The sequence below is a fragment of the Nocardia sp. CY15 genome, from assembly GCF_009829295.1.
GTDB lineage: Bacteria > Actinomycetota > Actinomycetes > Mycobacteriales > Mycobacteriaceae > Nocardia > Nocardia sputi.
The window spans coordinates 82,475-102,374 of record NZ_VUOT01000011.1 but is presented as its reverse complement, the minus strand read 5'-3'; the positions used below and the strand labels follow the sequence as shown (position 1 = coordinate 102,374).

20 protein-coding genes are annotated in these 19,900 nt (G+C 69.0%); 11 read left to right on the top strand and 9 right to left on the bottom strand.

The window, feature by feature from the left end; all coding sequences use genetic code 11:
* The first annotated feature begins 1 nt into the window (after window position 1).
* A complete protein-coding gene (locus tag GVY39_RS15590; protein WP_240679462.1) occupies window positions 2-601 on the top strand; it encodes a TIGR03086 family metal-binding protein in 600 nt (199 codons plus the stop codon).
* A 148-nt stretch (window positions 602-749) separates the two neighbouring features.
* Here the strand turns inward: GVY39_RS15590 and GVY39_RS15585 are convergent, their stop codons facing one another.
* From GVY39_RS15585 to GVY39_RS15575, 3 genes are all read right to left on the bottom strand, one after another.
* Window positions 750-1,517 (bottom strand): RluA family pseudouridine synthase, encoded by a 768-nt coding sequence (locus GVY39_RS15585; RefSeq protein ID WP_159924982.1) that lies wholly within the window; start codon window positions 1,515-1,517, stop codon window positions 750-752.
* A gap of 47 nt (window positions 1,518-1,564) precedes the next feature.
* Window positions 1,565-2,575, bottom strand: a complete 1,011-nt coding sequence (locus tag GVY39_RS15580; protein ID WP_159925167.1) for an adenylate/guanylate cyclase domain-containing protein — start codon at window positions 2,573-2,575, stop codon at window positions 1,565-1,567.
* Between the two features lie 224 nt (window positions 2,576-2,799).
* Window positions 2,800-4,065, bottom strand: a complete 1,266-nt coding sequence (locus GVY39_RS15575; RefSeq protein WP_159924980.1) for an epoxide hydrolase family protein — start codon at window positions 4,063-4,065, stop codon at window positions 2,800-2,802.
* Window positions 4,066-4,242: 177 nt separating this feature from the next.
* Here GVY39_RS15575 and GVY39_RS15570 point away from each other — a divergent pair, with 177 nt between their 5' ends.
* Window positions 4,243-5,064, top strand: coding sequence for an alpha/beta fold hydrolase (locus GVY39_RS15570; RefSeq protein ID WP_236565472.1), 822 nt, complete (start codon window positions 4,243-4,245; stop codon window positions 5,062-5,064).
* A 105-nt stretch (window positions 5,065-5,169) separates the two neighbouring features.
* Here the strand turns inward: GVY39_RS15570 and GVY39_RS15565 are convergent, their stop codons facing one another.
* The 3 genes from GVY39_RS15565 to GVY39_RS15555 all read right to left on the bottom strand — a co-directional run bounded on the left by GVY39_RS15565 (window position 5,170) and on the right by GVY39_RS15555 (window position 7,204).
* Window positions 5,170-6,126: a type IV toxin-antitoxin system AbiEi family antitoxin domain-containing protein gene (locus GVY39_RS15565; protein ID WP_159924978.1), complete on the bottom strand. Its 957-nt coding sequence runs from the start codon at window positions 6,124-6,126 to the stop codon at window positions 5,170-5,172.
* A 92-nt stretch (window positions 6,127-6,218) separates the two neighbouring features.
* Window positions 6,219-6,842, bottom strand: a complete 624-nt coding sequence (locus tag GVY39_RS15560; RefSeq protein ID WP_370523795.1) for a TetR/AcrR family transcriptional regulator — start codon at window positions 6,840-6,842, stop codon at window positions 6,219-6,221.
* 5 nt (window positions 6,843-6,847) lie between these two features.
* A complete protein-coding gene (locus GVY39_RS15555; RefSeq protein ID WP_159924974.1) occupies window positions 6,848-7,204 on the bottom strand; it encodes an SPW repeat protein in 357 nt (118 codons plus the stop codon).
* A 217-nt stretch (window positions 7,205-7,421) separates the two neighbouring features.
* On the opposite strand from GVY39_RS15555, the gene GVY39_RS15550 reads away from it, so the two are divergent.
* From GVY39_RS15550 to GVY39_RS15540, 3 genes are all read left to right on the top strand, one after another.
* Window positions 7,422-8,618, top strand: coding sequence for an NAD(P)/FAD-dependent oxidoreductase (locus GVY39_RS15550; protein ID WP_159924972.1), 1,197 nt, complete (start codon window positions 7,422-7,424; stop codon window positions 8,616-8,618).
* A 229-nt stretch (window positions 8,619-8,847) separates the two neighbouring features.
* Complete coding sequence (locus GVY39_RS15545) at window positions 8,848-9,609, top strand: glutamate racemase (protein WP_159924970.1); 762 nt, start codon at window positions 8,848-8,850, stop codon at window positions 9,607-9,609.
* A 52-nt stretch (window positions 9,610-9,661) separates the two neighbouring features.
* Window positions 9,662-10,402: a DNA alkylation repair protein gene (locus tag GVY39_RS15540; RefSeq protein ID WP_159924968.1), complete on the top strand. Its 741-nt coding sequence runs from the start codon at window positions 9,662-9,664 to the stop codon at window positions 10,400-10,402.
* Window positions 10,403-10,464: 62 nt separating this feature from the next.
* On the opposite strand, the gene GVY39_RS15535 is transcribed toward GVY39_RS15540, so the two are convergent.
* Both GVY39_RS15535 and mftR2 read right to left on the bottom strand, forming a co-directional pair.
* A complete protein-coding gene (locus GVY39_RS15535) occupies window positions 10,465-11,520 on the bottom strand; it encodes a ferredoxin--NADP reductase (RefSeq protein WP_159924966.1) in 1,056 nt (351 codons plus the stop codon).
* Between the two features lie 61 nt (window positions 11,521-11,581).
* Window positions 11,582-12,220, bottom strand: a complete 639-nt coding sequence (gene mftR2, locus GVY39_RS15530; RefSeq protein WP_159924964.1) for a mycofactocin system transcriptional regulator MftR2 — start codon at window positions 12,218-12,220, stop codon at window positions 11,582-11,584.
* Window positions 12,221-12,619: 399 nt separating this feature from the next.
* Here mftR2 and mftA point away from each other — a divergent pair, with 399 nt between their 5' ends.
* From mftA to GVY39_RS15500, 6 genes are all read left to right on the top strand, one after another.
* Entirely contained in the window at window positions 12,620-12,718 is a 99-nt protein-coding gene (gene mftA / locus GVY39_RS15525; RefSeq protein ID WP_159925163.1) for a mycofactocin precursor MftA, read from the top strand.
* 16 nt (window positions 12,719-12,734) lie between these two features.
* Window positions 12,735-14,288 (top strand): mycofactocin radical SAM maturase, encoded by a 1,554-nt coding sequence (gene mftC / locus GVY39_RS15520; RefSeq protein ID WP_159924962.1) that lies wholly within the window; start codon window positions 12,735-12,737, stop codon window positions 14,286-14,288.
* A gap of 229 nt (window positions 14,289-14,517) precedes the next feature.
* Window positions 14,518-15,918 (top strand): mycofactocin biosynthesis glycosyltransferase MftF, encoded by a 1,401-nt coding sequence (gene mftF / locus GVY39_RS15515; protein WP_159924951.1) that lies wholly within the window; start codon window positions 14,518-14,520, stop codon window positions 15,916-15,918.
* A 100-nt stretch (window positions 15,919-16,018) separates the two neighbouring features.
* The gene (gene mftG / locus GVY39_RS15510) at window positions 16,019-17,470 is read left to right on the top strand and encodes a mycofactocin system GMC family oxidoreductase MftG (protein ID WP_159924949.1); all 1,452 of its coding nucleotides are present in this window, start codon (window positions 16,019-16,021) and stop codon (window positions 17,468-17,470) included.
* A gap of 11 nt (window positions 17,471-17,481) precedes the next feature.
* A complete protein-coding gene (locus GVY39_RS15505; RefSeq protein ID WP_159924947.1) occupies window positions 17,482-18,480 on the top strand; it encodes a hypothetical protein in 999 nt (332 codons plus the stop codon).
* Entirely contained in the window at window positions 18,477-18,680 is a 204-nt protein-coding gene (locus GVY39_RS15500; protein WP_159924945.1) for a hypothetical protein, read from the top strand. The genes GVY39_RS15505 and GVY39_RS15500 overlap by 4 nt, the downstream gene beginning before the upstream one ends.
* Before the next feature lie 240 nt (window positions 18,681-18,920).
* Here the strand turns inward: GVY39_RS15500 and GVY39_RS15495 are convergent, their stop codons facing one another.
* Window positions 18,921-19,784, bottom strand: a complete 864-nt coding sequence (locus tag GVY39_RS15495; protein ID WP_236565471.1) for an alpha/beta fold hydrolase — start codon at window positions 19,782-19,784, stop codon at window positions 18,921-18,923.
* Window positions 19,785-19,900 lie beyond the last annotated feature (116 nt).

The window sequence follows — 19,900 nt, the reverse complement described above, 5'->3', positions numbered from 1 at the left end:
CATGCTTACTGAATCTATGGAAGATATGCGCGCCCGTCACGCCCGTTCGGTTCGATTGACCGTGGACGTCGTCGCCCGCGTGCGCCCTGATCAGCTGGATGCCGAAACCCCTTGCATTGGTTGGCGTCTACGTGACCTGCTGGAACACATGACCGCGCAGAATCACGGCTTCGCCGCTGCCGCGCGGGGCGGCGACGATCCCGGGGTCTGGGCTGTCCGCACGTCCGCCGATCCGGTCGCCGCCTATCTCGCCTCCGCCGACGACGTGGTCGCCGCCTTCGCCGCGCAAGACGTCTTCGAGCGCTCGCTGGCGTTTCCGGAAGCGCCTGGCCACCCTGTTCCCGCCACCCAGGCGATCGGCTTCCACCTGGTGGACAGCGTCGTCCACGCCTGGGACGTCGCACGATCGATCGGAGAAACCGTCACTCCCGATCCGGCCGTAGCCGAAGCGGCGCTGAACATAGCCCTCGCCGTCCCCGACGGCCCCGAACGGTCCGCCCCCGGTTCGGTCTTCGCGCCGGCGCTGTCCGTCCCGGAACAATCCTCGACGCTCGACCGCATCCTCTTGCTCCTCGGCCGCTCCCCGAACTGGCCGAGCTGACCGTCCGCCCGTCGCTCCCAAGGCTTTCCGCTGCTCGCACCGGCGGCGAATATGTGCACAGCCCGCCTGGGGATGACTGTGGAGGAAACGGAGTCGACGCCCAGGTGACCGACACCGGGCTGTAAGCGGAAGGGGATCGCGGGCGGGGTCAGCCGAGGGTAGGCAGCAGGCCGGCGGCGTGGGCGAGGGTCGCCGGGTCGGCGGATTCCCCCGGCGGGCCCCAGAACTCGGTGTCGGGTTCGGCGGTCAACCTCAGTTCCGGCGGGGTGCGCCAGGAGGCGGTCAGGCCCAGGCGCCAGGAATGCAAGTAGGTCCGTTGGTGGGCGCCGGAGCGATCGAACAAGGGGTCGCCGACGATCGGATGTCCGGTCCAGGCGAGATGGACGCGAATCTGGTGACGGCGGCCGGTGACGGGGCGCAGCGCGAGGACAGTGTGCGCCGGGGCGCGCAGCACGGTCACGAAATGGGTGAGCGAGGGATAGTTCTTGGCGGGCAGCAGGTCGGTGTCCTCGACGAACCAGCGGCCCTCCCGGCAGCGGATGCTTTCGCGCGGGGCCGCGATGCGCACCCGGTTCTTGCGTCCCACGCTGAGCGGCAGATCGATCACGCCGGAATCGGGCAGGCCGGTGGCCGCGACGACGGCCAGATACGCCTTGTCGGCGGTCTGTTTGTTGAACTGCCTGGTCAGCTCACCGTGCGCGGGCAGTTCCTTCGCGAAGAGGATCAGGCCGGAGGTCACCTTGTCGATCCGGTGCACCGGATAGAGCGTTTCACCGGAGGCGGCCGCCAACTCGACGAGGTCGGTATCGTGGCGCTCCCCGGTGACGGAGATTCCGGCGGGTTTGTGCAGAGCCAGAATCGCCGCGTCCTCCTCGACGAGGGAACGCGCGCGCAGCTGTGACCAGTCGGTGTCCACCGGACGAGCCTAGGGCGGCTGTGGTCGGCTGCGGCACGCGGTCGCGGCTACCTGCCGTTCTTGCCGTTACGGCGGAGCAGGTGCGGGCGCAGGCGATTGAAGCCGCGCACCCGGACGCTGCGCAGGTGCTTGATGGTGAACGAAGGGTCGCCCTCCAACGCGGCGGCGGCGTGGTCGTCGATCAGGACGGTGCCCGGCCGCGCGACGCCGGTGAGCCGGGACGCGATGTTCACCACCGAGCCGTACAGATCTCCGAAGCGTTGCAGGACCGGGCCGTAGGCGATGGCGACACGCAGGTCCGGGGTGCCGCCGACCATCATGGTCGACTCCTGGATGGCCAGGGCGGTGCGGGCGGCCTCGGTGGCGCTCTCGGTGGCGAACATGACTTCGTCGCCGACGTTCTTGATCACCCATCCGCCGTTCTCGGTGATGGCGGCGGTGGTGGTGGATTCGAACGCCTCGAGCAGCATGGACAGCTCGTCGGGGTGCAAATGCCTGGTCAGCCTGGTGTAGCCGACCATGTCGGCGAAACCGACGGCCAATTCGCGCACCGACTCACCCGCGCTCGTCCCCGGGTCGAGCGAGCGCGACAGCGCCGCGGCGAGATGCCGTCGCCACGCGTAGATGTTCAGCTGCTCGAGCGTGGCGATGGCGCCTTCGGTGGCGATGCGCACGGCCTCCTCCGGGTCGGCGGCGGGGTCCATGCTCGCGATGCGCTCCTCGATCTCCGCCAGCACCAGGTCCACCTGCCATTCGGCCAGCCGCGCCATGCCCTGGCCGAGCGTGCGCGCGGTCGCCGACTGCTGCCGGGTGTCCGCCGCGGCCAGGACGGTCAGCTGCTCGAAGTTGCGAACCGCGGCGACGTCGGCGTCGGCGTAGTCGACCGCCGCGTCTCCGATACTCGACGGGAAACCGAGCGCCAACCACAATCGCTTCGTCAGCGCCGTCGTCGTCCCGGACCGCTCCGCGACCTCGGTGCGGTCGTACCGGCGCGCTCCGTCGAGCAAATAGGACTCGACGATCGACCGCACCAGCTCGGACCTCTCGGTGGGCACCATGATCGGTACCTTACGGGCCACCTCCGAAGAGTCCGCGTCCATTGGGTGAGTTCACATAACTCCGTCTACCCGAGGTCGAGTTCGGCCCCGCACCGACAGCGTGTGCGTCCTCTGTGACCACCGAGACGGTCCCCGCCGTGCCGTGTGGGCTCGGTCGGTACACCCGCGCGCCGGCGGCGGGTATGCGCTCGGGCGCGAACGGATTCGATCGCGCAGCGCCAGGGCTAGATGGTGGTGGACGGAGTGCGCCCGCGGAAGGTGCGGCGGAGGTCGTCGACCCATTCGGCCGGTATTTCCCACGGGATGAAGTGCCCGCCGTGGTGGTGGGCGGTGAGGTTGACGTGGTTGTACCAATCGCCGCGGTCGCTGTCGAGGAAGCTTTGCACCCGGCGGTCGGTGGTGACGCCGGGCGGGTTCTCGTAGCCGACGAAGGTGATGCCGGTGGGAGCCTCGACGGGGGGCTGCCGGTCGTGCGAAGGGCGCCACGGGTAGCGATTGTTGTTGGCGTAGGTGCGGATCGAAGAGCCGATGGAGTTGGTGACCCAGAAGATCATCGCGTGGGTGAGCAGGTCGTCCTTGCTGAAGACGGACTCGATGTCGCCGCCGTTGTCGCTCCAGCTCACCCAGCGTTGCAGGATCCAGGCGAGCAGTCCGGCGGGCGAGTCGGACAAGCCGTAGGCGAGGGTGCTCGGTTCGAGCACATGCGCGGCCAGGTGGACGGCGAAGCGCCGTTCCAGCGCGATGATCCGGGCGCGCACGTCGGCGGGCAGGCCGTCCGGAATGGGTCTGCCGCCGGTGATGTCCCAACCGCGGTCGCCGTCGAACAGGGTGAGCTTCTGGCCGGAGCCGATGTGGATGCCGTACAGCTCGTCGGCGTACTTGTGCCCGAGCTGCCCCGTGACCAGCGCGCCGACATCACAGCCCGCCGCGGCGTACTTCGTATGACCGAGCGTCTCGGTCATGAGAACGTGCCAGAGGTCGGCGACCTTCCAGAAGTTCATGTCCGGGTTATCCGGCAGCGGCGCGGAGAATCCGAACCCGGGGAACGAGGGGACGATCACCTCGAACGCATCGGCAGGGTCGCCGCCGAATGCCGCGGGGTCGGCCAGCGGGTCGACAACCTTCGCCCAGTGCCAGAATGTCCAGGGCCACCCGTGGGTGAGGAGCAACGGAGTCGGGTTCGGCCCGGCGCCCGGCTTTCGCATGAAATGCACCGGCACGCCGTCGGTCTCGACGAAGTAGTGCTCGTAGGCGTTGATCGCGGCCTCGGCGGCGCGCCAGTCGTAACCGGTGCGCCAGTACTCGACCAGTTCCTGGAGATAGGTCCGCGATACGCCGTAGGACCAGTCCTCATTACCCGCGTCGACCGGCCAGCGCGTCAGCTCGAGTCGTCGCCGCAGATCGGTGAGCACCTCGTCGGACACATGAATGGGCGTGGACTCCAGCGGGAACGGCCGCTTCTCGACTCCACGGGAACGCTCATGACTCACCGGGCCAGTATGCTCCGCGCGTTCTCCGTGTTCGGCGTCAGTTCACCCGACGCTGCCGATCAGTCGTGTCCTTTTCCGGTGTGCGGAGAAGGCGGATTTGATCACGGAGGTCATCGCAACCCTCGGCGCACCGCGATAACGTCGGGCCGACGGATGGATCTCTGATCGGAGGGCGCTGTGGTCAAGACCGGAGGGGCTGCGAAGCTCGAGGTCACGGAGGGTGCGCTGACGCACGGCATGCCGTACTTCGCCATCGGTTCGGGTCGGCCACTGGTGTTCCTCCGGTGGTTCACCCCCGACCACGCGAATCCGCACGGTTGGATGCGTGACTCCGAGATCAAGGTGCTGCGGCCGCTGGCCGGGCACTTCCGCGTCTTCGCGGTGGGCCGCGCGCCCGGCATGGCCGAGGGCATCACGATGGCCGAGATCGCCGCCGAGCACGCGGACGCGCTGCGCGGCGAGTTCGGCGAGCCGGTCGACGTGCTCGGCATCTCCTCGGGTGGTTCGGTGGCATTGCAACTCGCCGCCGACCATCCGCGAGTCGTGCGCCGCCTTGTCGTCGCGTCATCCGGATGCCGTTTGGATCCGGCCCTCAAGGAAGGGCAGATGCGTTACGCCGAAGCCGCTTTGCGGGGGCGGCGGGCGATGCACCACTTGGCGGCGAGCGCCGTGTCCTCGCCCGTCGCCGCCCGCTTCGCGGCGGCCGCCATGTGGCTGATCGACCCGCTGACCCGCCCCCGCAACCCTGCCGACACGCACGCCTTCCTGCGCGCAGAAGACGCGTTCGACCTCACCGAGCGCCTCGGCGACATCCAGGCGCCCACCCTCGTGATCGGCGGCGAACGAGACGCCGCCTACAGCCTGGCCACCTTCCGCCGCACCGCCGACGGGATTCCCGATTCCCGCCTCGTCATCTATCGCGGCGCCGGCCACATGGGCGCGGTCAAACATCCCCGCTTCGCCGCCGACGTCACCGACTTCCTCACCCAGCCTGCCTGACCCCGTCACCGGCTTCGCTGGCGCGGTCGCTCCTCGCCCAGGCCGAGGCCGCTGTGCATCGGCCGTGGTCACTGGGAACCTGTTCGGGCGTCGTCCGACCGGTGGTCAGGGCCTGGGGGTGGGGGTCCAGTAGCCGCGGCGGTGGTTCCGGATGGCTGCGCGGGCGGCCGTGTGGAGGCGTTCGGTCAATTCGGCGGGAGCCGGCAGGTCGTCCCACGTCCAGCGGACGACCGTCCAGCCGAGGGCTCGGAGTCGCTCGTCGCGCAGCTCTCGCGCGGTGATTGCCTGCGCGTCGGGTGAGAGACCGCCTGACGCGGCTCGGTGGTCGGGTTTCCCGTCGAACTCGCCGACCACGCCGAGGTCGGGGAACAGGAAATCGACGCGACCTACGCATATCTCGTTTTCGGAGAAGACGCGCGCGTGCACCTCGGGAGCGGGGAAGCCGCCCTGGCGCAGCAGGATCCGGCTGCGGGATTCGCCGACGCTCTCGCTGCGGCCGTCCAGGAAGTCCAGGACCAGGGCAGCTCGGCGGCATCCGGGCCGCTGCCGGGCCCGGCGGAGGTGTTCGCGCAGTTCGGTGGTGGTCGTCAGACCCTGACGCAGTGCGGAATCGCCCACGGCCACCGACTGTTCGAACCCTTCCGAGCGCGCGATATCGAGGACGGTGCGCGCCGGGGTGGTCACGCGTACGTTGTCGACCAGGGTGATCTCGTCGGGCTCCACCCGGGCGGAGTGGACCACGACCCGTCTGCTCAGCCGGCCGCCGTTGATTCGATTCCTGGTCAGATGGACGCGGTCGAGCCGAATGCCCCAAGTGGGCAGCCCGTGCAGCACTGCCGCGGAGCAGTGGCTCGTGATGGCGGAGTCGGACGTGGACTCCGCGGTCGCCAGCGTCAGCAGCAGATGCCGACCGGGCGCACCGAGCCCGGATCGCGGTGCGGTCAGATAGTGCCCGGCCCGCAGCCGCTGCCATTGTCCGGTCCGGCACAGCCGGTACAGCGCCTTGTCGGATAGACCCGATGCCAGCGCTTGCCGACGCGAGATCAGTTGCGGTGCTTCCATACCGACGATCGTGATCGATCACCGCCCGGGAGACGCCCGCCGATGCGGTGAATGTGGACAACTCGCGGGCTGTGGACAACCGCGATGCGGAATCAGCCCATCTGCGTCATGCCCGCCGCCACCACCCGCGCCACGTTCAGCACTTCGTCGGCGGTGGGCAGTGGCACACCGTCGAGGGCGTGCAGCCGGTCCGTGTGGGCGATGGCGAACATCGCCGAGACCCAGGCCGCGGCACACGCGCGCAGGGTTCCCGGGTGGACCGGACCGGGGGCGCTCGCCTGGAGCACCTTGGCGGTCACATCTAACATCTGATCGCGCAGGCGGCGCAGCTGCCGCCGGACGTCGGGGTGGGTGTCGGCCTCCCGCCACAGGATCACCCGCAGCACCGACGAGTGGTGGTCGCGCAGGTTCAGCGCGGCATCGAGGTTGACCAGGCTCGCCGCCGGATCACCAGGCGTCACCACCGTGCCGATGTCGTCGATCGGCTGCGCGGGCACCCGCTCGGACATCAAGGCGGACAGGATCGAATCCTTGGTCGGGAAGTAGTAGAAGACGAGTCCTTTGGGGACACCGGCCGCGGCGGCGATGGCCGCCGTCGCGGTGGCGTCGAATCCCTGCGCCGCGAAGAGTTTCTCCGCGGCGTCGAGGATGAGCTGCCGGGCGTCGCCGTCGGCTTTCGCGCTGCGGCGACGCCCGGCGCGCCGGGTCTTCGGCATCTGCATCAGTGATGCGGAGCCATGCCGTGCAGACGTCCCGACACCGCGGGCAGCGCCGCTACCGCGACCACCACCGTCACTATTCCGACCACCCATGCGGTCCAGGATGCGCTGCGGTACTCCGTGAAATCCATGACCCACGGTGAGAGGAACAGCAGCGCGCCGCACAGGCCCATCACGTAGTCGGCCGCCGCCATTTCGGGGCGGGCCATCTGCGCGAGACCGGTGAGGGCGATGAGTACGCCGAGCACGATCAACGACCACATGGCGTTGTCGTTGGTGTCCACCCAGAGGGGGGACAGCGCGGTGAAGGCTCCGAGTACGACAGCCAGGAAATCCTGCGCGCGGCTCTCGGTGAACATATGTACCTCCTCGGGCTGTGACTATGTCCTGTCCTCGGTTTAGTCCTGATTGACCGCCCGGTCAATATCGGAACGGCTACGATTGCGTCGCTGTTGCCCGGCCCTCTCGGCGTGATCGTCCTCACAGAGGCCGGAGCCATGCAGAGGTTAGGGTGGGCTTCGTCTCACCGCCGGTTCCGCGGAATCGGCTGCCGGGTTCCAATGAAGGGATGGCCGCATGACCGCGCCGATCGTGATCGTCGGAGCCGGCCTCGCCGGCCTGCGCACCGCGGAAGAATTGCGCCGCGCGGGCTACGCCGGTGAACTCGTGCTCATCGGTGACGAGTCGCGGTTGCCCTACGACCGGCCCCCGCTGTCCAAGCAATTCGTGCGCGGCGAAACCGACGACACCACATTGCGCCCGAGCGAGTTCTACAGCGAGAAGCGCATCGATCTGCGGTTGAGCACGGAAGCGGTCGGCGTCGACGCCGACGGCCGCCGCGTCCGGCTCGCCGACGGCACGACGCAGGATTACGACCAGCTGATCGTGGCCACCGGGCTGCGCCCGCGCCGCCTTTCCGGCCTGCCCGATCTCCAGGGCGTGCACGTGCTGCGCGGCCATTCCGACGCCGTCGCTCTGCGCGCCGATCTGAACGCGGCCACGACGGCGCTCGTCGTCGGCGCCGGGTTCATCGGCTGCGAGCTGGCCGCAAGCTTCCGTGCGCACGGGGTGCACGTCGTGCTGATCGAACCGCAGGCGACGCCGCTGGCCTCGGTGCTCGGCGAACAAGTGGGCGAACTGGTCGCGCGGATGCACCGCGCGGAAGGCGTCGACCTGCGCTGCGGCACCGGCCTGGACACTCTTTTCGGCGACGACGCCGGGCGGGTTTGCGGGGCGCGGCTGTCCGACGGTACGGAGGTCGCCGCCGGCCTCGTCGTGATCGGGGTGGGCTCGCGGCCGGTCACCGAATGGCTGAACGATTCCGGGATCGCGCTGGCCGACCCGGCGGCCGGTGGCGGCGTGCTCGCCGACGAGGTGGGGCGGACCTCGGCCGAAGGCGTGTGGGCGGTCGGCGACGTGGCGGCGTGGCTGCACGAGACCGGATCGCGCAAACGCGTCGAACACTGGACCAACGCGGGCGAACAGGCCAAATTGGTCGCCTGCGCGCTGCTGGGAGCCGACCTGCCCACGGCCGCCCGCGTCCCGTACTTCTGGAGCGACCAGTACGACGTCAAGATCCAGGCTCTCGGCACCCCCGGCGCGACCGACGAGGTGCACATCGCCTCCGACGACGGCCGTAAGTTCCTCGCCTACTACGCGCAGGGCGGCAATCTCACCGGTGTCGTCGGCGCGGGCATGACGGCCCAGGTCATGAAGGCGCGCGCCAAGATCGCGGCGGGCGCTCCGGTGACCGAACTCCTGGCGCCGCGCTGAACGCTCGGTCGAAGCCACGTCAGCGGGCGCGGTGAAGCAGGGCACTGCGGCGCACGGGTGAAGTCGCCGCCGGGTGTCACGAGACGGCGTGGACGTGTTCTCGATCGCCGGAAATGGGACCCCGGCGCGGTGTGGCGGTCGCGGCACAGGTGGGCGCGGCCGGCGCGGAGCGCGTGCAGGGCCGTGAGCGGTGTGCGTGGCTGTCAGCGGGGCTGTATACGGTGGTGCGGTGATCGTCGCGCTCATCGACTCGGGTCTGGGATTGCTGCCCACCTCCGCTTGGTTGCGCAAGTTGCGACCGGATGTGGATCTGCTGCTGCAACTCGACCCGGATGGGGCGCCGTGGGGGCCGAAGCCCGAGGACTGGGTCGTCGAGCGGGTCGTGGAGGCCGCGCGGACCTCGCTCCGGTCCGGCGCCGAGGTGATCGTCCTGCCGTGCAACACCGCGAGCGTGACGGCGCTCGAGCACGTGCGCGCGGACGTCGGGCCCGGCGTGCCGGTGATCGGCACCGTGCCCGCGATCAAGCCCGCGGCGGCAATATGCCGGTCGGTGGCGGTCTGGGCCACCGCGGCGACCACGGCCAGCCGCTACCAAGCCGATCTGATCGCGAAATTCGGCGGCGATGCCGACGTGGTCGGCGTGGCGTGCCACGGGTTGGCGGACGCGATCGACCGAGGTGATCTGGCGGCCGCCCACGACGCGATCGCCGACGCCGCGGCGCGGACGCCGCAGGATGTCGAGGGCGTGGTACTCGGCTGCACGCACTACCCATTGGTCACCGACGCGATCGTGGCCGCGCTGCCCGATGGCGTGCGTCTGTTCGACAGCGCGCAAGCCGTTGCCGCGCAGACCATCCGGCGTATCGATGCCCTCGACCGCCCGAGCACCGGCACCGGAGAGGTCCGGGTGCTCAACAGCGGCCGGCCCGGTGCGCTGCCCGCCAGCGCAGCCGCGTTCGAGTCCGGCCGCGTTCTGGGCGCGCAGGGGTGAACCGCCGTCCGCCGCGCTCGCGCAGGGCAGTTCGGACCAGGAGCGTGGATCGATGACCGAGTCGGCGGTGACCGCGGCCGACGTGCAGGCGGCTCTGCGGGAACTGGCGAACCCGGCCGACGCGGTACACCTGCGACGGTTCTTCAAGACCGGGCCGGGGGAGTACGGCGAGGGTGACGTGTTCCTCGGCGTCCGGGTCCCCGCGAGCCGCGCTGTCGCGAAACGCTTCGCGGCGCTCGCTCTCGAGGAGATCGACCGGCTGCTCGACAGCGCCGTGCACGAGGACCGGTTCACCGCGCTGGTAATCCTGAACGCGCGATTCGCAAAGGCGTCCAAGCCGCGCTCCTTCGACGACTCCGCCCGCGCCGCCATGGTGGAGCTGTACCTGGCGGCCGTGCGCCGTGGCCGGGTGAACAACTGGGATCTCGTGGACGTGTCGGCGGAGAACATCGTCGGTCCGTGGTTACTGGACAAACCACGTGACCTGCTGTTCGAGCTGGCGCAGGCGGATTCGCTCTGGGAGCGGCGGGTGGCGCTGCTGTCCACCTTCGCCTTCATCAAAGCGGGCGACGCCTCGGCCACCTTCGCGGTGAGCGAGCTGCTGCTGCACGACCGGCACGATCTGATCCAGAAGGCGCTGGGCTGGATGCTGCGCGAAGTCGGCAAGCGCGTCGACCGGGGCCTGCTCACCGGCTTCCTCGATCGGCACGCCGCGGCGATGGGACGCACCGCGTTGAGCTACGCGACCGAACACCTGCTGCCCGAAGCGCGGGCCGACTATCGCGCGCGCTGACGGACGCCCGCACAACTTCGCGGCAGAATGCGGTCGATCAGGCGAACGAAGTATCGGGCCCGTCAGAACTGGATTTTCAGGCGGTCGGTCACCGGATGCGCCTGGCAGCCGAGGATGTAGCCGTTCTCGATGTCCTCCGGGTCGAGGATTTCGGCGTTGTCCATTTCGACCTTGCCTTCCAGCACCGTGCAAGCGCACGAACCGCATTCGCCTTCCTGGCAGGAATAGGGCACGTCCAGTCCCTTGGCCAGCATGATGTCCACCAGCGTCTGCTTGCGCGGCCACTTCAGCTCGTGCACTTCGCCGTCGAGTTCGACCTCGACGGTCGCCGCGTCTGCCGCCTCCTCCTCGGAGACCTCGACCGGCGCCTGGTCGGCGAACGGGTCTCCGGCCAGGGAGTTGAACACCTCGGCATGCGTGCGCGAACGCGGCACGCCCAGTTGCGCGAGCGCGTCGTGCACCCGGTCCATGAACGGCTTCGGCCCGCACATGAACGCGTCGTAGCCGCGATACGGCGCGACGAGGGTGGCGAGCGCGTCGGCGGTCGGCAAGCCTTGCAGGTACTCCAGCCAATGGATCACGGTGAGCCGCTGCGGATGCTTGTCCGCCAACTCGCGCAGCTCACCGGCGAAGATCACCGACTCGTGGTCGCGGTTGGCGTAGACCAGCACGATGCGGCCGTTGCCGCGGGCCAGCGCCGACTTCAGGATCGACATGACCGGCGTGATGCCGCTGCCCGCGCCGAACAGCAGCAGATCGTCGTCCAGGTCCTTCGGGGTGAAGACGCCCGAGGGCGGCAGCACCTCGATCCGGTCGCCCGCTCGCACGTTGTCGCACACCCAGTTCGACCCGTAGCCGCCGTCGGTCCGTTTGACGGTGACCTTCGGGCGGTCGTCGGTGTAGGGCGAGCTGGCCAGGGAGTAGCACCGCGCCACCGAGCCGGTCCGTTCGCTGGGGATGCGCAAGGTGAGGAACTGTCCCGGCTGGTAGCGGAACTTCTCGGCCAGCTCGTCGGGGACGTCGAAGACCAGTGAGCGGGTGTCGGCCGTCTCGGTGATGACCGCGGACACCCGCAGCACGACCGAGCGCGAGCCGTGTGGAACCTCGACAGTGGTCATGTCGTCCTCTCGAACCTGGCAGGGCTAATCCGCGACGCCAAAACTAGAACGTGTTTCAGTTTCATCGTACGTCGGTGGTCGCCTGGCGGACAAGCTGGGCTTCGAGACCGGCGATCAGCACCTCCATGCCGAAGTCGTAGGAGTACCGTCCGCGCAGGTCGCCGATGTACCGGGTGGCCCGCTCGACCACGGGCGGCAGCGTGACGTCCGCCGGGGCGGAGCGGTCGCGCGGATTCACCCGGCTGCGGCCGAACAGGTATGTGTGGATGGTGGCGTAGGCGGCGAGCACGTTGCGGTCGTCGAAGCCCGCCTCGGCCAGCAGGTCCATGATCGCGGCGATCAGGTCCAGCTGTTTGCCGAGCATCTGCTCGATGAGAATGTCGCCGAGTCCGGGATGCTTGCGCAGCTTCTCGTCGATCTGGTCGACCAAGTCGCGCAGCCGATGCTGCCACGGCCCGGATTCGGGCGGTGACGTGCGTACTCCGGTCAGCGCCGCGCTGGCGACCAGGTCGAGCAGTTCGCGCTTGTCGGCGACGTAATAATAGGGCGCCATCGGCGAGACGCCGAGTTCGCGGGATAGTCGCCGCATCGACAACTTCTCCACGCCGTCCTCGCGTACCACCCGCAGCGCGGCCTCGACGATCTCCGACTCCGACAGCGTTCCATTGGTGGTGCTCGCGGTCCCTCCCTGGTTACGCAAGCTTCCGCCTCCGGGCCTGATGCTCGCACCACGGCGTGCCGCCGCCCCCGTTCGCCTGCATTCGTCCGACTCCCATGCCACCTCTACCAGTGCGAGCGTGTGCTGCCCGTCACATTCTGTTCAGCTGCTTGCCACCCGCAGTCTAGAGCGCCGGGTGTCGGGCTCGTCGCCGCCGGTGAGACTCGGCGCAGCGTCGAATCGGCCGGTCATCCGGGCGTGTGGCCGCCGGACCGCTCGATCACCGGCGCAGTGACTGAAACCTGTTCTTTTGTCAGCTCATGACGTTATTGTGTCAGGACGGGCTGCGCTGTGCAGTACCGCACACGGATCGACCTCGCGGAGGTAACCATGCCGGACTACGGGTCCATCGGGCACGCCGACACCGACAACACCGGACGGATGGAGGCCGCCGCCGCGCGCTCGTCCGAAGAGGCGCCGCTGGTCGAGGAGAGCCTCATCGAAGAGGTGTCCATCGACGGCATGTGCGGCGTCTACTGACGGGCGGACGACGACGATGCTCGATCTCGATACCCGCTGGCAGCTGCACCCGCGAGTGGCGCTGCGTCCGGAGCCCTTCGGCGCGCTGCTCTACCACTTCGGTACGCGCAAACTCTCCTTCCTGAAAAGTCCGCGGATCGTCGAGATCGTCCGGTCGCTGCCGGAACACGTGTCGGCCCGCAGCGCACTGCACGCGGCGGGCGTGCCGGAGGAAAGCGCCGGGGCATACGCCGAGGCGCTGACCCAGCTCGCCGATTCCGCCATGATCGTGGGTGCGCCTGCCGGCGCACCCACCGCGCCCGCCGTCGCCGGCGCGGCCGCGCCGCCGCTGACGTCGGGGGTGGTCCCGCCGTCGGACAAGGCGGTACGCCTGGTGGATCGCTTCGAATCCGGCCTCGCCGCGCCGATCTGCCTGACCTGGGAACTCACCTACGCCTGCAATCTGTCCTGCGTGCACTGCCTGTCGTCCTCGGGCCGCCGCGATCCGCGCGAGCTGAGCACCGAGCAGTGCAAGGCGCTGATCGACGAGTTCGAGCGCATGCAGGTGTTCTACGTGAACATCGGCGGCGGCGAGCCCACGGTGCGCCCGGACTTCTGGGAGCTGGTCGATTACGCGACCGCGCACCATGTGGGAGTTAAGTTCTCCACCAACGGGGTTCGGATCACGCCCGAGGTCGCGGCCCGCCTCGCGGCCAGCGACTATGTCGACGTGCAGGTGTCGCTGGACGGCGCCGACGCCGCGGTCAACGACGCCGTGCGCGGACCCGGCTCCTACGACATGGCCATCCGGGCACTGGAGAACCTCGCCGCGGCGGGGTTCGAGGACGCGAAGCTGTCGGTGGTGGCGACCAGGCACAACATCGCACAGCTCGACCAGTTCCGGGCCATTGCCGAAAGGTACGGCGCCACCTTGCGTTTGACCAGGCTGCGGCCGTCGGGGCGGGGCGCGGACGTGTGGGACGAGTTGCATCCGACTCCGGATCAGCAACGCGTGCTCTACGACTGGCTGCTGCGCAACGGGGAAGGTGTGCTCACCGGTGACTCGTTCTTCCACCTGTCCGCGTTCGGCCAGGCGCTGCCGGGACTGAACATGTGCGGCGCGGGCCGGGTGGTCTGCCTGGTGGACCCGGTCGGTGACGTCTATGCCTGCCCCTTCGCCATCCACGACCGGTTCCGCGCCGGAAACGTGGTGACCGACGGAGGTTTCGGGGCCGTATGGCGGTCCTCGGAATTGTTCGGCGAGTTGCGCGAGCCCAGCGGCGGCGGTGCGTGCGCGTCGTGCAACCACTACGACGCCTGCCGGGGCGGCTGCATGGCGGCGAAGTTCTTCACCGGGCTTCCCGCCGACGGACCGGATCCGGAGTGCGTCCAAGGCTACGGCGAGGCGGCGCTGGCCGACACCGCGCGGATGATCCCGCGTTCGTCGGTCGACCACTCCCGTCGGGTCGCGCCGCGCGCGAGCGGTCGGAAAGGCGGGCCGGTTCCGTTGACGCTGAGCGCGACGCGCCCGGCCGGATTTTCGCCGGAACGCCGCCCGTCCCGGGCCTGCGATGAGAACCCGCTGGCATGACGCCCACAGTTTGCTGAAAGTGTGCCAAAAGCGCGAGAGTGGCTATCGCCGGGTCCTCGACCAGGCGATAGCCGCTGCGTTGCCGGATGCTGAGTCAAGCCTGCGAGCGAACTCTCGGCATCGGTCGTGGCGCGGTCGGCTCGCGGTGGTGGGCCGCTTTCTCCCGGAATTCCGCCGTTTTTCCGGACTGTTGCTGCCCGCACGCGAAACTCCGCCTAGCATGCCAGGAATGCGCCATGATCGCCTGCCAGATGGATTCGGGGTGCGGATCGATCCTCGGGTACGCGCATACTCCGATGGGCGGGTCCTGATCGGCGGTTCGCCCGCCAGGTTGCTGCGACTTGCCCCGGAGGCCGCCGAGATGATCGGTGACGGGTACCTCGAGGTGACCGGCCCGAAGTCCGCTGTCGTTGCCAGACGACTGCTCGACTCCGGAGTGGCCAACCCCCGGCCCCGGCTGCTGCCTTCGCCGGAGGACGTCACCGTCATCGTGCCGCTGCACAACAACGCCGAGGGGCTGGCGCGGCTGCTCGCCGCGCTGCGGGGGCACAACGTCGTCGTGGTCGACGACGGGTCCGACCAGCCGGTGCGGATCCCGCGCAACCGAGGCACCCGCTGCCGCGTGACCGTGCTGCGCCACGACCGCAAACAGGGCCCCGCGGCCGCACGCAACGCCGGCTTGAGGGCGGCGACAACCGACTTCGTCGCGTTCCTGGACTCCGACGTGGTGCCGCGCAGCGGGTGGCTCGAGGTGATGCTCGGCCACTTCAGCGACCCGGGGGTGGCGCTGGTCGCCCCGCGGATCGTCGCGCTGGACCCGGAGTCCACCGCGCTTGCGCGTTACGAGCACACCCGCTCCTCGCTCGATCTGGGCAGGCGCGAGGCAGCCGTGCACTCGCGCGGACTGGTGTCCTACGTGCCGAGCGCGGCCCTGCTGGCGCGGCGCAGGGCGCTGTTGGAACAAGGCGGATTCGACGAGTCGATGCACGTCGCCGAAGACGTCGACCTGTGCTGGCGGCTGGAGCGCGCGGGCTGGCGGCTGCGCTACGAGCCCGCGGCGCACGTGGCGCACGACCACCGGGTGAGCTTCCGCGCCTGGTTCGGCCGGAAGCTGTTCTACGGCACCGGCGCCGCGCCGCTGGGCGAGCGGCACGCGGGAACGGTCTCGCCGCTGTCGGTGCCGTCCTGGACGCTGCTGGCCGCGTTCCTGTTCGCGACGCTGACCAAGTGGGGACTACTCGGCGGCCTCGTCACCCTGGTCACCGCGCTGACCCGGCTTCGCCGCGTCTTCACGGGGCTGGACAACCCCACCCGGATCGCCGCGATCTACTTGGCGCGCGGCTTCTTCGCCGGGCTGTGGCGCCTTGCCTCGGCGATGTGCAGGCACTACTGGCCGATCACCCTGCTGGCGATGCTCGTCTCGCGGCGGATCCGGCACATCGCGCTCACCATGGCGGTCGCCGACGGCCTGGCCGACTGGTTCACCCACCGCGACGCGGGCGGTCTGGATCCCGTGCGTTACGTGGCCTACAAGCGACTCGACGACATCGCCTACGGCACCGGCCTGTGGCTCGGCGCCTTCCGCGCGCGCAGCCTGGAAGCGCTCAAGCCCACCACCCCGTCCCGCTGACCGAGCCGAACGACCCGCGATGACTCGAATCTTGCCCGCACCACCGCCGCGTCGTCGTCCGGCGGCGCGCACCGCGCCGAGATACTGAACGGGAGGCCGAATGGCCGACACACTCATCGTCGGGGGCGGTACCGCCGGGTGTGTCCTGGCGGAGCGATTGAGCGCCGATCCGGCGCACGCGGTGCGGCTGCTCGAGGCCGGACCGCTGTGGACCGGGCTCGACTCGATGCCGGCCGAGTTGCTGGACGCGGCAGCGCTGCCGATCGGTCCGGAGGCGGGATGGCTGTGGCGCTACGAGGTCGCCCTCGCCGAGGATCCCCCGGTGCCGGGGACGATCGTGCGCGGCAAGCTGATCGGTGGCTCGGGGGCGGTCAACGGCAGTTACTTCGTCCGGGCCGCGCCCGCGGATTTCGACGCCTGGTGCCGGGTGCTCGGCGGCTCGGACGCCTGGTCGTTCGACTCCGTGCTCCCGTTCTACTGCCGCAGCGAGCGAGACCTGGACTTCGGCGATCAGCCCTGGCACGGTGACCGCGGCCCGATACCGGTTCTGCGCGCAGCGAACCCGTCCCCGGTCAGCGCCGCCTTCGCCGAGGCGTGTCTGGCCGACGGGTTCGCCGAAGTGCCCGATCTCAATGCGCCCGACAGTGGCGAGGGTGTGGGGGCGGTGCCGTGTAACTGCGAGGAGGGCAGGCGGATCGGTCCCGGGGTCGGCTATCTGCTGCCTGCGCTGGCTCGCCCGAACTTGACCGTCGTGGGGGAGACGTACGTCACGCGGATCCGCTTCGACGGAAGGCGAGCGGTCGGCGTCGAGTGCGTCAGCGACGGCAAGAGCGGCGTCGAGTGGGCCGATCGCATCGTGCTGTGCGCCGGTGCGATCGAGTCTGCCACACTGCTGTTGCGTTCCGGAATCGGCGACCCGCAAGAGCTGCGCGCGCTGGGCGTCCCGGTGGTGCACGCCGCCCCGGTCGGCGCGTGGCTCAGCGACCATCCGGAAGTGGGAATCTCCTATCTGCTCGATCTGGCCGAACCGCCGACCGTCCCGCTGGAGACCGTGCTCGAGATCGATGATGTCGAGATCCGGCCCTATTCGGTGTCGTTCACGCCCGGAGTGCGCAGGCTCGGAGTCACGCTCATGCGCCCGCGATCGGCCGGCGTACTGCGCTTGCGGTCGGCCGAACCCGGAGTCGCGCCGCTGATCGACTACCGCTATCTCACCGCGGAGCCCGATCGCGCCCGGCTGTGGGAGGCGGTGGCGACGGCGGGCGGGCTGCTGCGGAGAATGAACGCGCGCCCCGTCGATCCGATTCCGGAGTCCCCGGATCCGGAGGACTGGCTACGCGCGAATCTCGCCACCTCTCAACACATGTCCGGAACTTGCCGCATGGGACCGGAGGACGATGTGGCGGCCGTAGTCGACGAGATGTGCCGGGTGCACGGCATAACCGGATTGTTCGTCGTGGATCTGTCCGTTGTTCCTGTGCCGCTGGGACGTGGACCGCAGGCCACGACCGTGATGATCGCCGAGAAGGCGGCCGCGCACCTCGGCGGATGAAGTAGGTCCCGGTGAGGGTCGCCTCCGGCAACTGCGCGGTGCTGCGTCGGGCGGTCCAGAATGGTGAAGTGGTTTTCTCCAGGAGGTGGGAGGAGTTCTTCCATAACTTCGTCCGGCGGGTGGGTGCTGTGGGCCCGGGCGTGGGGAAGGCTGCTTCGCAACCGTCGCGCGACGTCAGCAGGGTCCTCGATGACGGGGTAAGAGAAGAAGTTGGTGTCGACGCCGAACTCGGTCGCGCGAGTCGCTGGGACGGTGACGGTGCCGGATCTCGGGAGACCGGGCCGGCTGCTTCGCCGGGCAGGGTTGTGACCGACCTGTCGCATATGCCGCATCTCGGTGATCTTTTCGACGCCGCGAAAAGGGGAGAAGCGGGCGAGCGTGAGCTGACGTCGGCATTGAAAGGGCTGGAACGTCAGTACGGGCCCTACCATGTCAGGAACGTGGACGCTCTTTTCGAGAGGAGTTCGACGCAGTTCGGGCAGACCTACCCGGCAACGGTTACCATGAGTGCTGAAATCCGCGATAGCTCCGGCGCGGATGCGGGTCTGTTGATGTATGAATTCTGGCGTGACAGCGATGGTCTACTGGTTGTCAACAACGAAGTCACAAAGCTCGAAGACGGATTCCGTGGGAAAGGCTTCTCCACCGCATTCTCTTCAGCGATCGAAGCTTACCTCCGGCGGTCAGGAGTGGACCGGATCGAGCTGGAAGCCGCCCGGGAGGACGGTGGATATCATTGGGCGAAAGCGGGCTACGACTGGAATCCCGACCGCATCAAGTTGCAGAGATCAGTCAATCTGATTTCCATTCGCATCGACAAGGTCATCGATGACGGATTGGTTCCATCCGGCAACGATGTTGCTCGGCTCATGGAGATGAAGTCGCGGTTCGACGGGCCGGTTTCCGGGTATCCGTCCCCTCTGGAGCTGGCCCTGCTCGAGGGGGACGACCCGAAACTCGGTGAGACACTGATGCGAGGATCGATATGGTTCGGGATGAAGAAACTGTGAACATCTACCCTGAGGAACGCGAGTTCATTCGGCAGCGCAGCAAGGCCACCTCCGCGCACTTCATGCGGTTCGTCACCGAACGCGGCCTGGACATGGACGTCGACACCTGGCCCGACGCCGACCGGCAAGAGTTCGATCGGCAATCACGCATGTTGGTCGAGGAGTGGAAGATCCGCGCCCGGGAAATCTTCGGTATCTGATTCGGAGTGGACGGATGAGAACCGAATCCGGGATGCGGCCCGCCTGCTACCCGAAGGCTGATCGACTACCGCTATCTCACCGCGGAGCCCCGGCCGCGCCCGGCTGCAGGAGGCGGTGGCGACGGCGCGCGGACACCTCGCCGCATGAAGTGGGTTCAGCTGGGTGACAAGGGCAGTTCAGATCGGGGCGGGTGCGGCCGTACGGCAGATCGTTCGACCCGAGCGCGTCCAGTGGAGCGGTCAGAGGGCGAGCATGGCGGCAGCGACCTGCTCGGCCGCGGCGTGCCGAAGGGCAGTACCCATGTCGTCGAGGACGAGCAGTCGTGCCGAGGGGATCTCGGCGGCGAGGACCTCGCCGTTGCCGACCGGGAAGAACGGGTCGGCGCGACCGTGCACCACGAGCGTGGGCACGTCGAGTTCACCGAGCCGCTCCCGCCATCGCGGGGCGCAGTCGATCCGGGAGAACACCATCCCGAGCTGGTTGGCCTGGTGCACCGCGGGATCACTCGACGGCGTCCGGTCCCAGATTCGGGCCGCTGTCTCGAGCGCCTGCTGCGGATCGTTACCCATCGGCTCCGCGCCCTCGGCGGCGAACGTTGTGACGGCGTCTCGGTCGGTCCAGTCCGGCCGTGGGCGGGAGAACAGCGCGTCCATGACCGCGGGGTCGTGGTCGGGCAGGTCCTCGTCGACCGGGCCCGGCGCCACCGGCCGGGTGCCGACGAGAGTCAGTGCGCAGAACACGTCCGGGTGATCCAGCGCGGCGACCTGAGCGACCATCCCCCCGACACCGACCCCACCGAGGTGGGCGGTCCCGGTGCCGAGCGCCCCGACCAAAGCTGCCGCGTCGGCGACGAGATCCCGCAGGTCGTACGCCGGATTCTCCGGGTCGAGGGTGGTCGACGCGCCGGAGTCACGCAGGTCGTAGCGGACCACGCGCCGCCCGCCCGAGGCGAGCCGCTCGCACAGCGCGTCGGGCCAGGACAACATCGTCGTGCCGCCGACTAGCAGGACCAGCGGATCCTCCGCGCGGCCGAAGCTCTCGATGCCGAGATCCACACCGTTCGCCCGTACCGTGGTCATGCCAGATCGGAACGGTCTCGTCATGCCTGGACTCCTGTCTGTCGGTATATCCAGAGGTAGTGACGACGGATCCACCCGAAAATCATCGGTGCGGCCGAACGGAGTGGGTGCCGACCATGGGCGACACCGCTCCAATCGTG

What these genes read in the sequence shown, in the direction of transcription:
- mftC (WP_159924962.1), top strand. Translation starts at nt 12,735, where the DNA reads ATGCTCGATCTCGATACCCGCTGGCAGCTGCACCCGCGAGTGGCGCTG.
- GVY39_RS15540 (WP_159924968.1), top strand. Translation starts at nt 9,662, where the DNA reads ATGACCGAGTCGGCGGTGACCGCGGCCGACGTGCAGGCGGCTCTGCGG.
- GVY39_RS15495 (WP_236565471.1), bottom strand. Translation starts at nt 19,784, where the DNA reads ATGACGAGACCGTTCCGATCTGGCATGACCACGGTACGGGCGAACGGT.
- GVY39_RS15580 (WP_159925167.1), bottom strand. Translation starts at nt 2,575, where the DNA reads ATGGTGCCCACCGAGAGGTCCGAGCTGGTGCGGTCGATCGTCGAGTCC.
- GVY39_RS15565 (WP_159924978.1), bottom strand. Translation starts at nt 6,126, where the DNA reads ATGGAAGCACCGCAACTGATCTCGCGTCGGCAAGCGCTGGCATCGGGT.
- GVY39_RS15560 (WP_370523795.1), bottom strand. Translation starts at nt 6,842, where the DNA reads ATGCCGAAGACCCGGCGCGCCGGGCGTCGCCGCAGCGCGAAAGCCGAC.
- GVY39_RS15590 (WP_240679462.1), top strand. Translation starts at nt 2, where the DNA reads ATGCTTACTGAATCTATGGAAGATATGCGCGCCCGTCACGCCCGTTCG.
- GVY39_RS15535 (WP_159924966.1), bottom strand. Translation starts at nt 11,520, where the DNA reads ATGACCACTGTCGAGGTTCCACACGGCTCGCGCTCGGTCGTGCTGCGG.
- mftA (WP_159925163.1), top strand. Translation starts at nt 12,620, where the DNA reads ATGGAGGCCGCCGCCGCGCGCTCGTCCGAAGAGGCGCCGCTGGTCGAG.
- GVY39_RS15555 (WP_159924974.1), bottom strand. Translation starts at nt 7,204, where the DNA reads ATGTTCACCGAGAGCCGCGCGCAGGATTTCCTGGCTGTCGTACTCGGA.
- mftG (WP_159924949.1), top strand. Translation starts at nt 16,019, where the DNA reads ATGGCCGACACACTCATCGTCGGGGGCGGTACCGCCGGGTGTGTCCTG.
- GVY39_RS15550 (WP_159924972.1), top strand. Translation starts at nt 7,422, where the DNA reads ATGACCGCGCCGATCGTGATCGTCGGAGCCGGCCTCGCCGGCCTGCGC.
- mftF (WP_159924951.1), top strand. Translation starts at nt 14,518, where the DNA reads ATGCGCCATGATCGCCTGCCAGATGGATTCGGGGTGCGGATCGATCCT.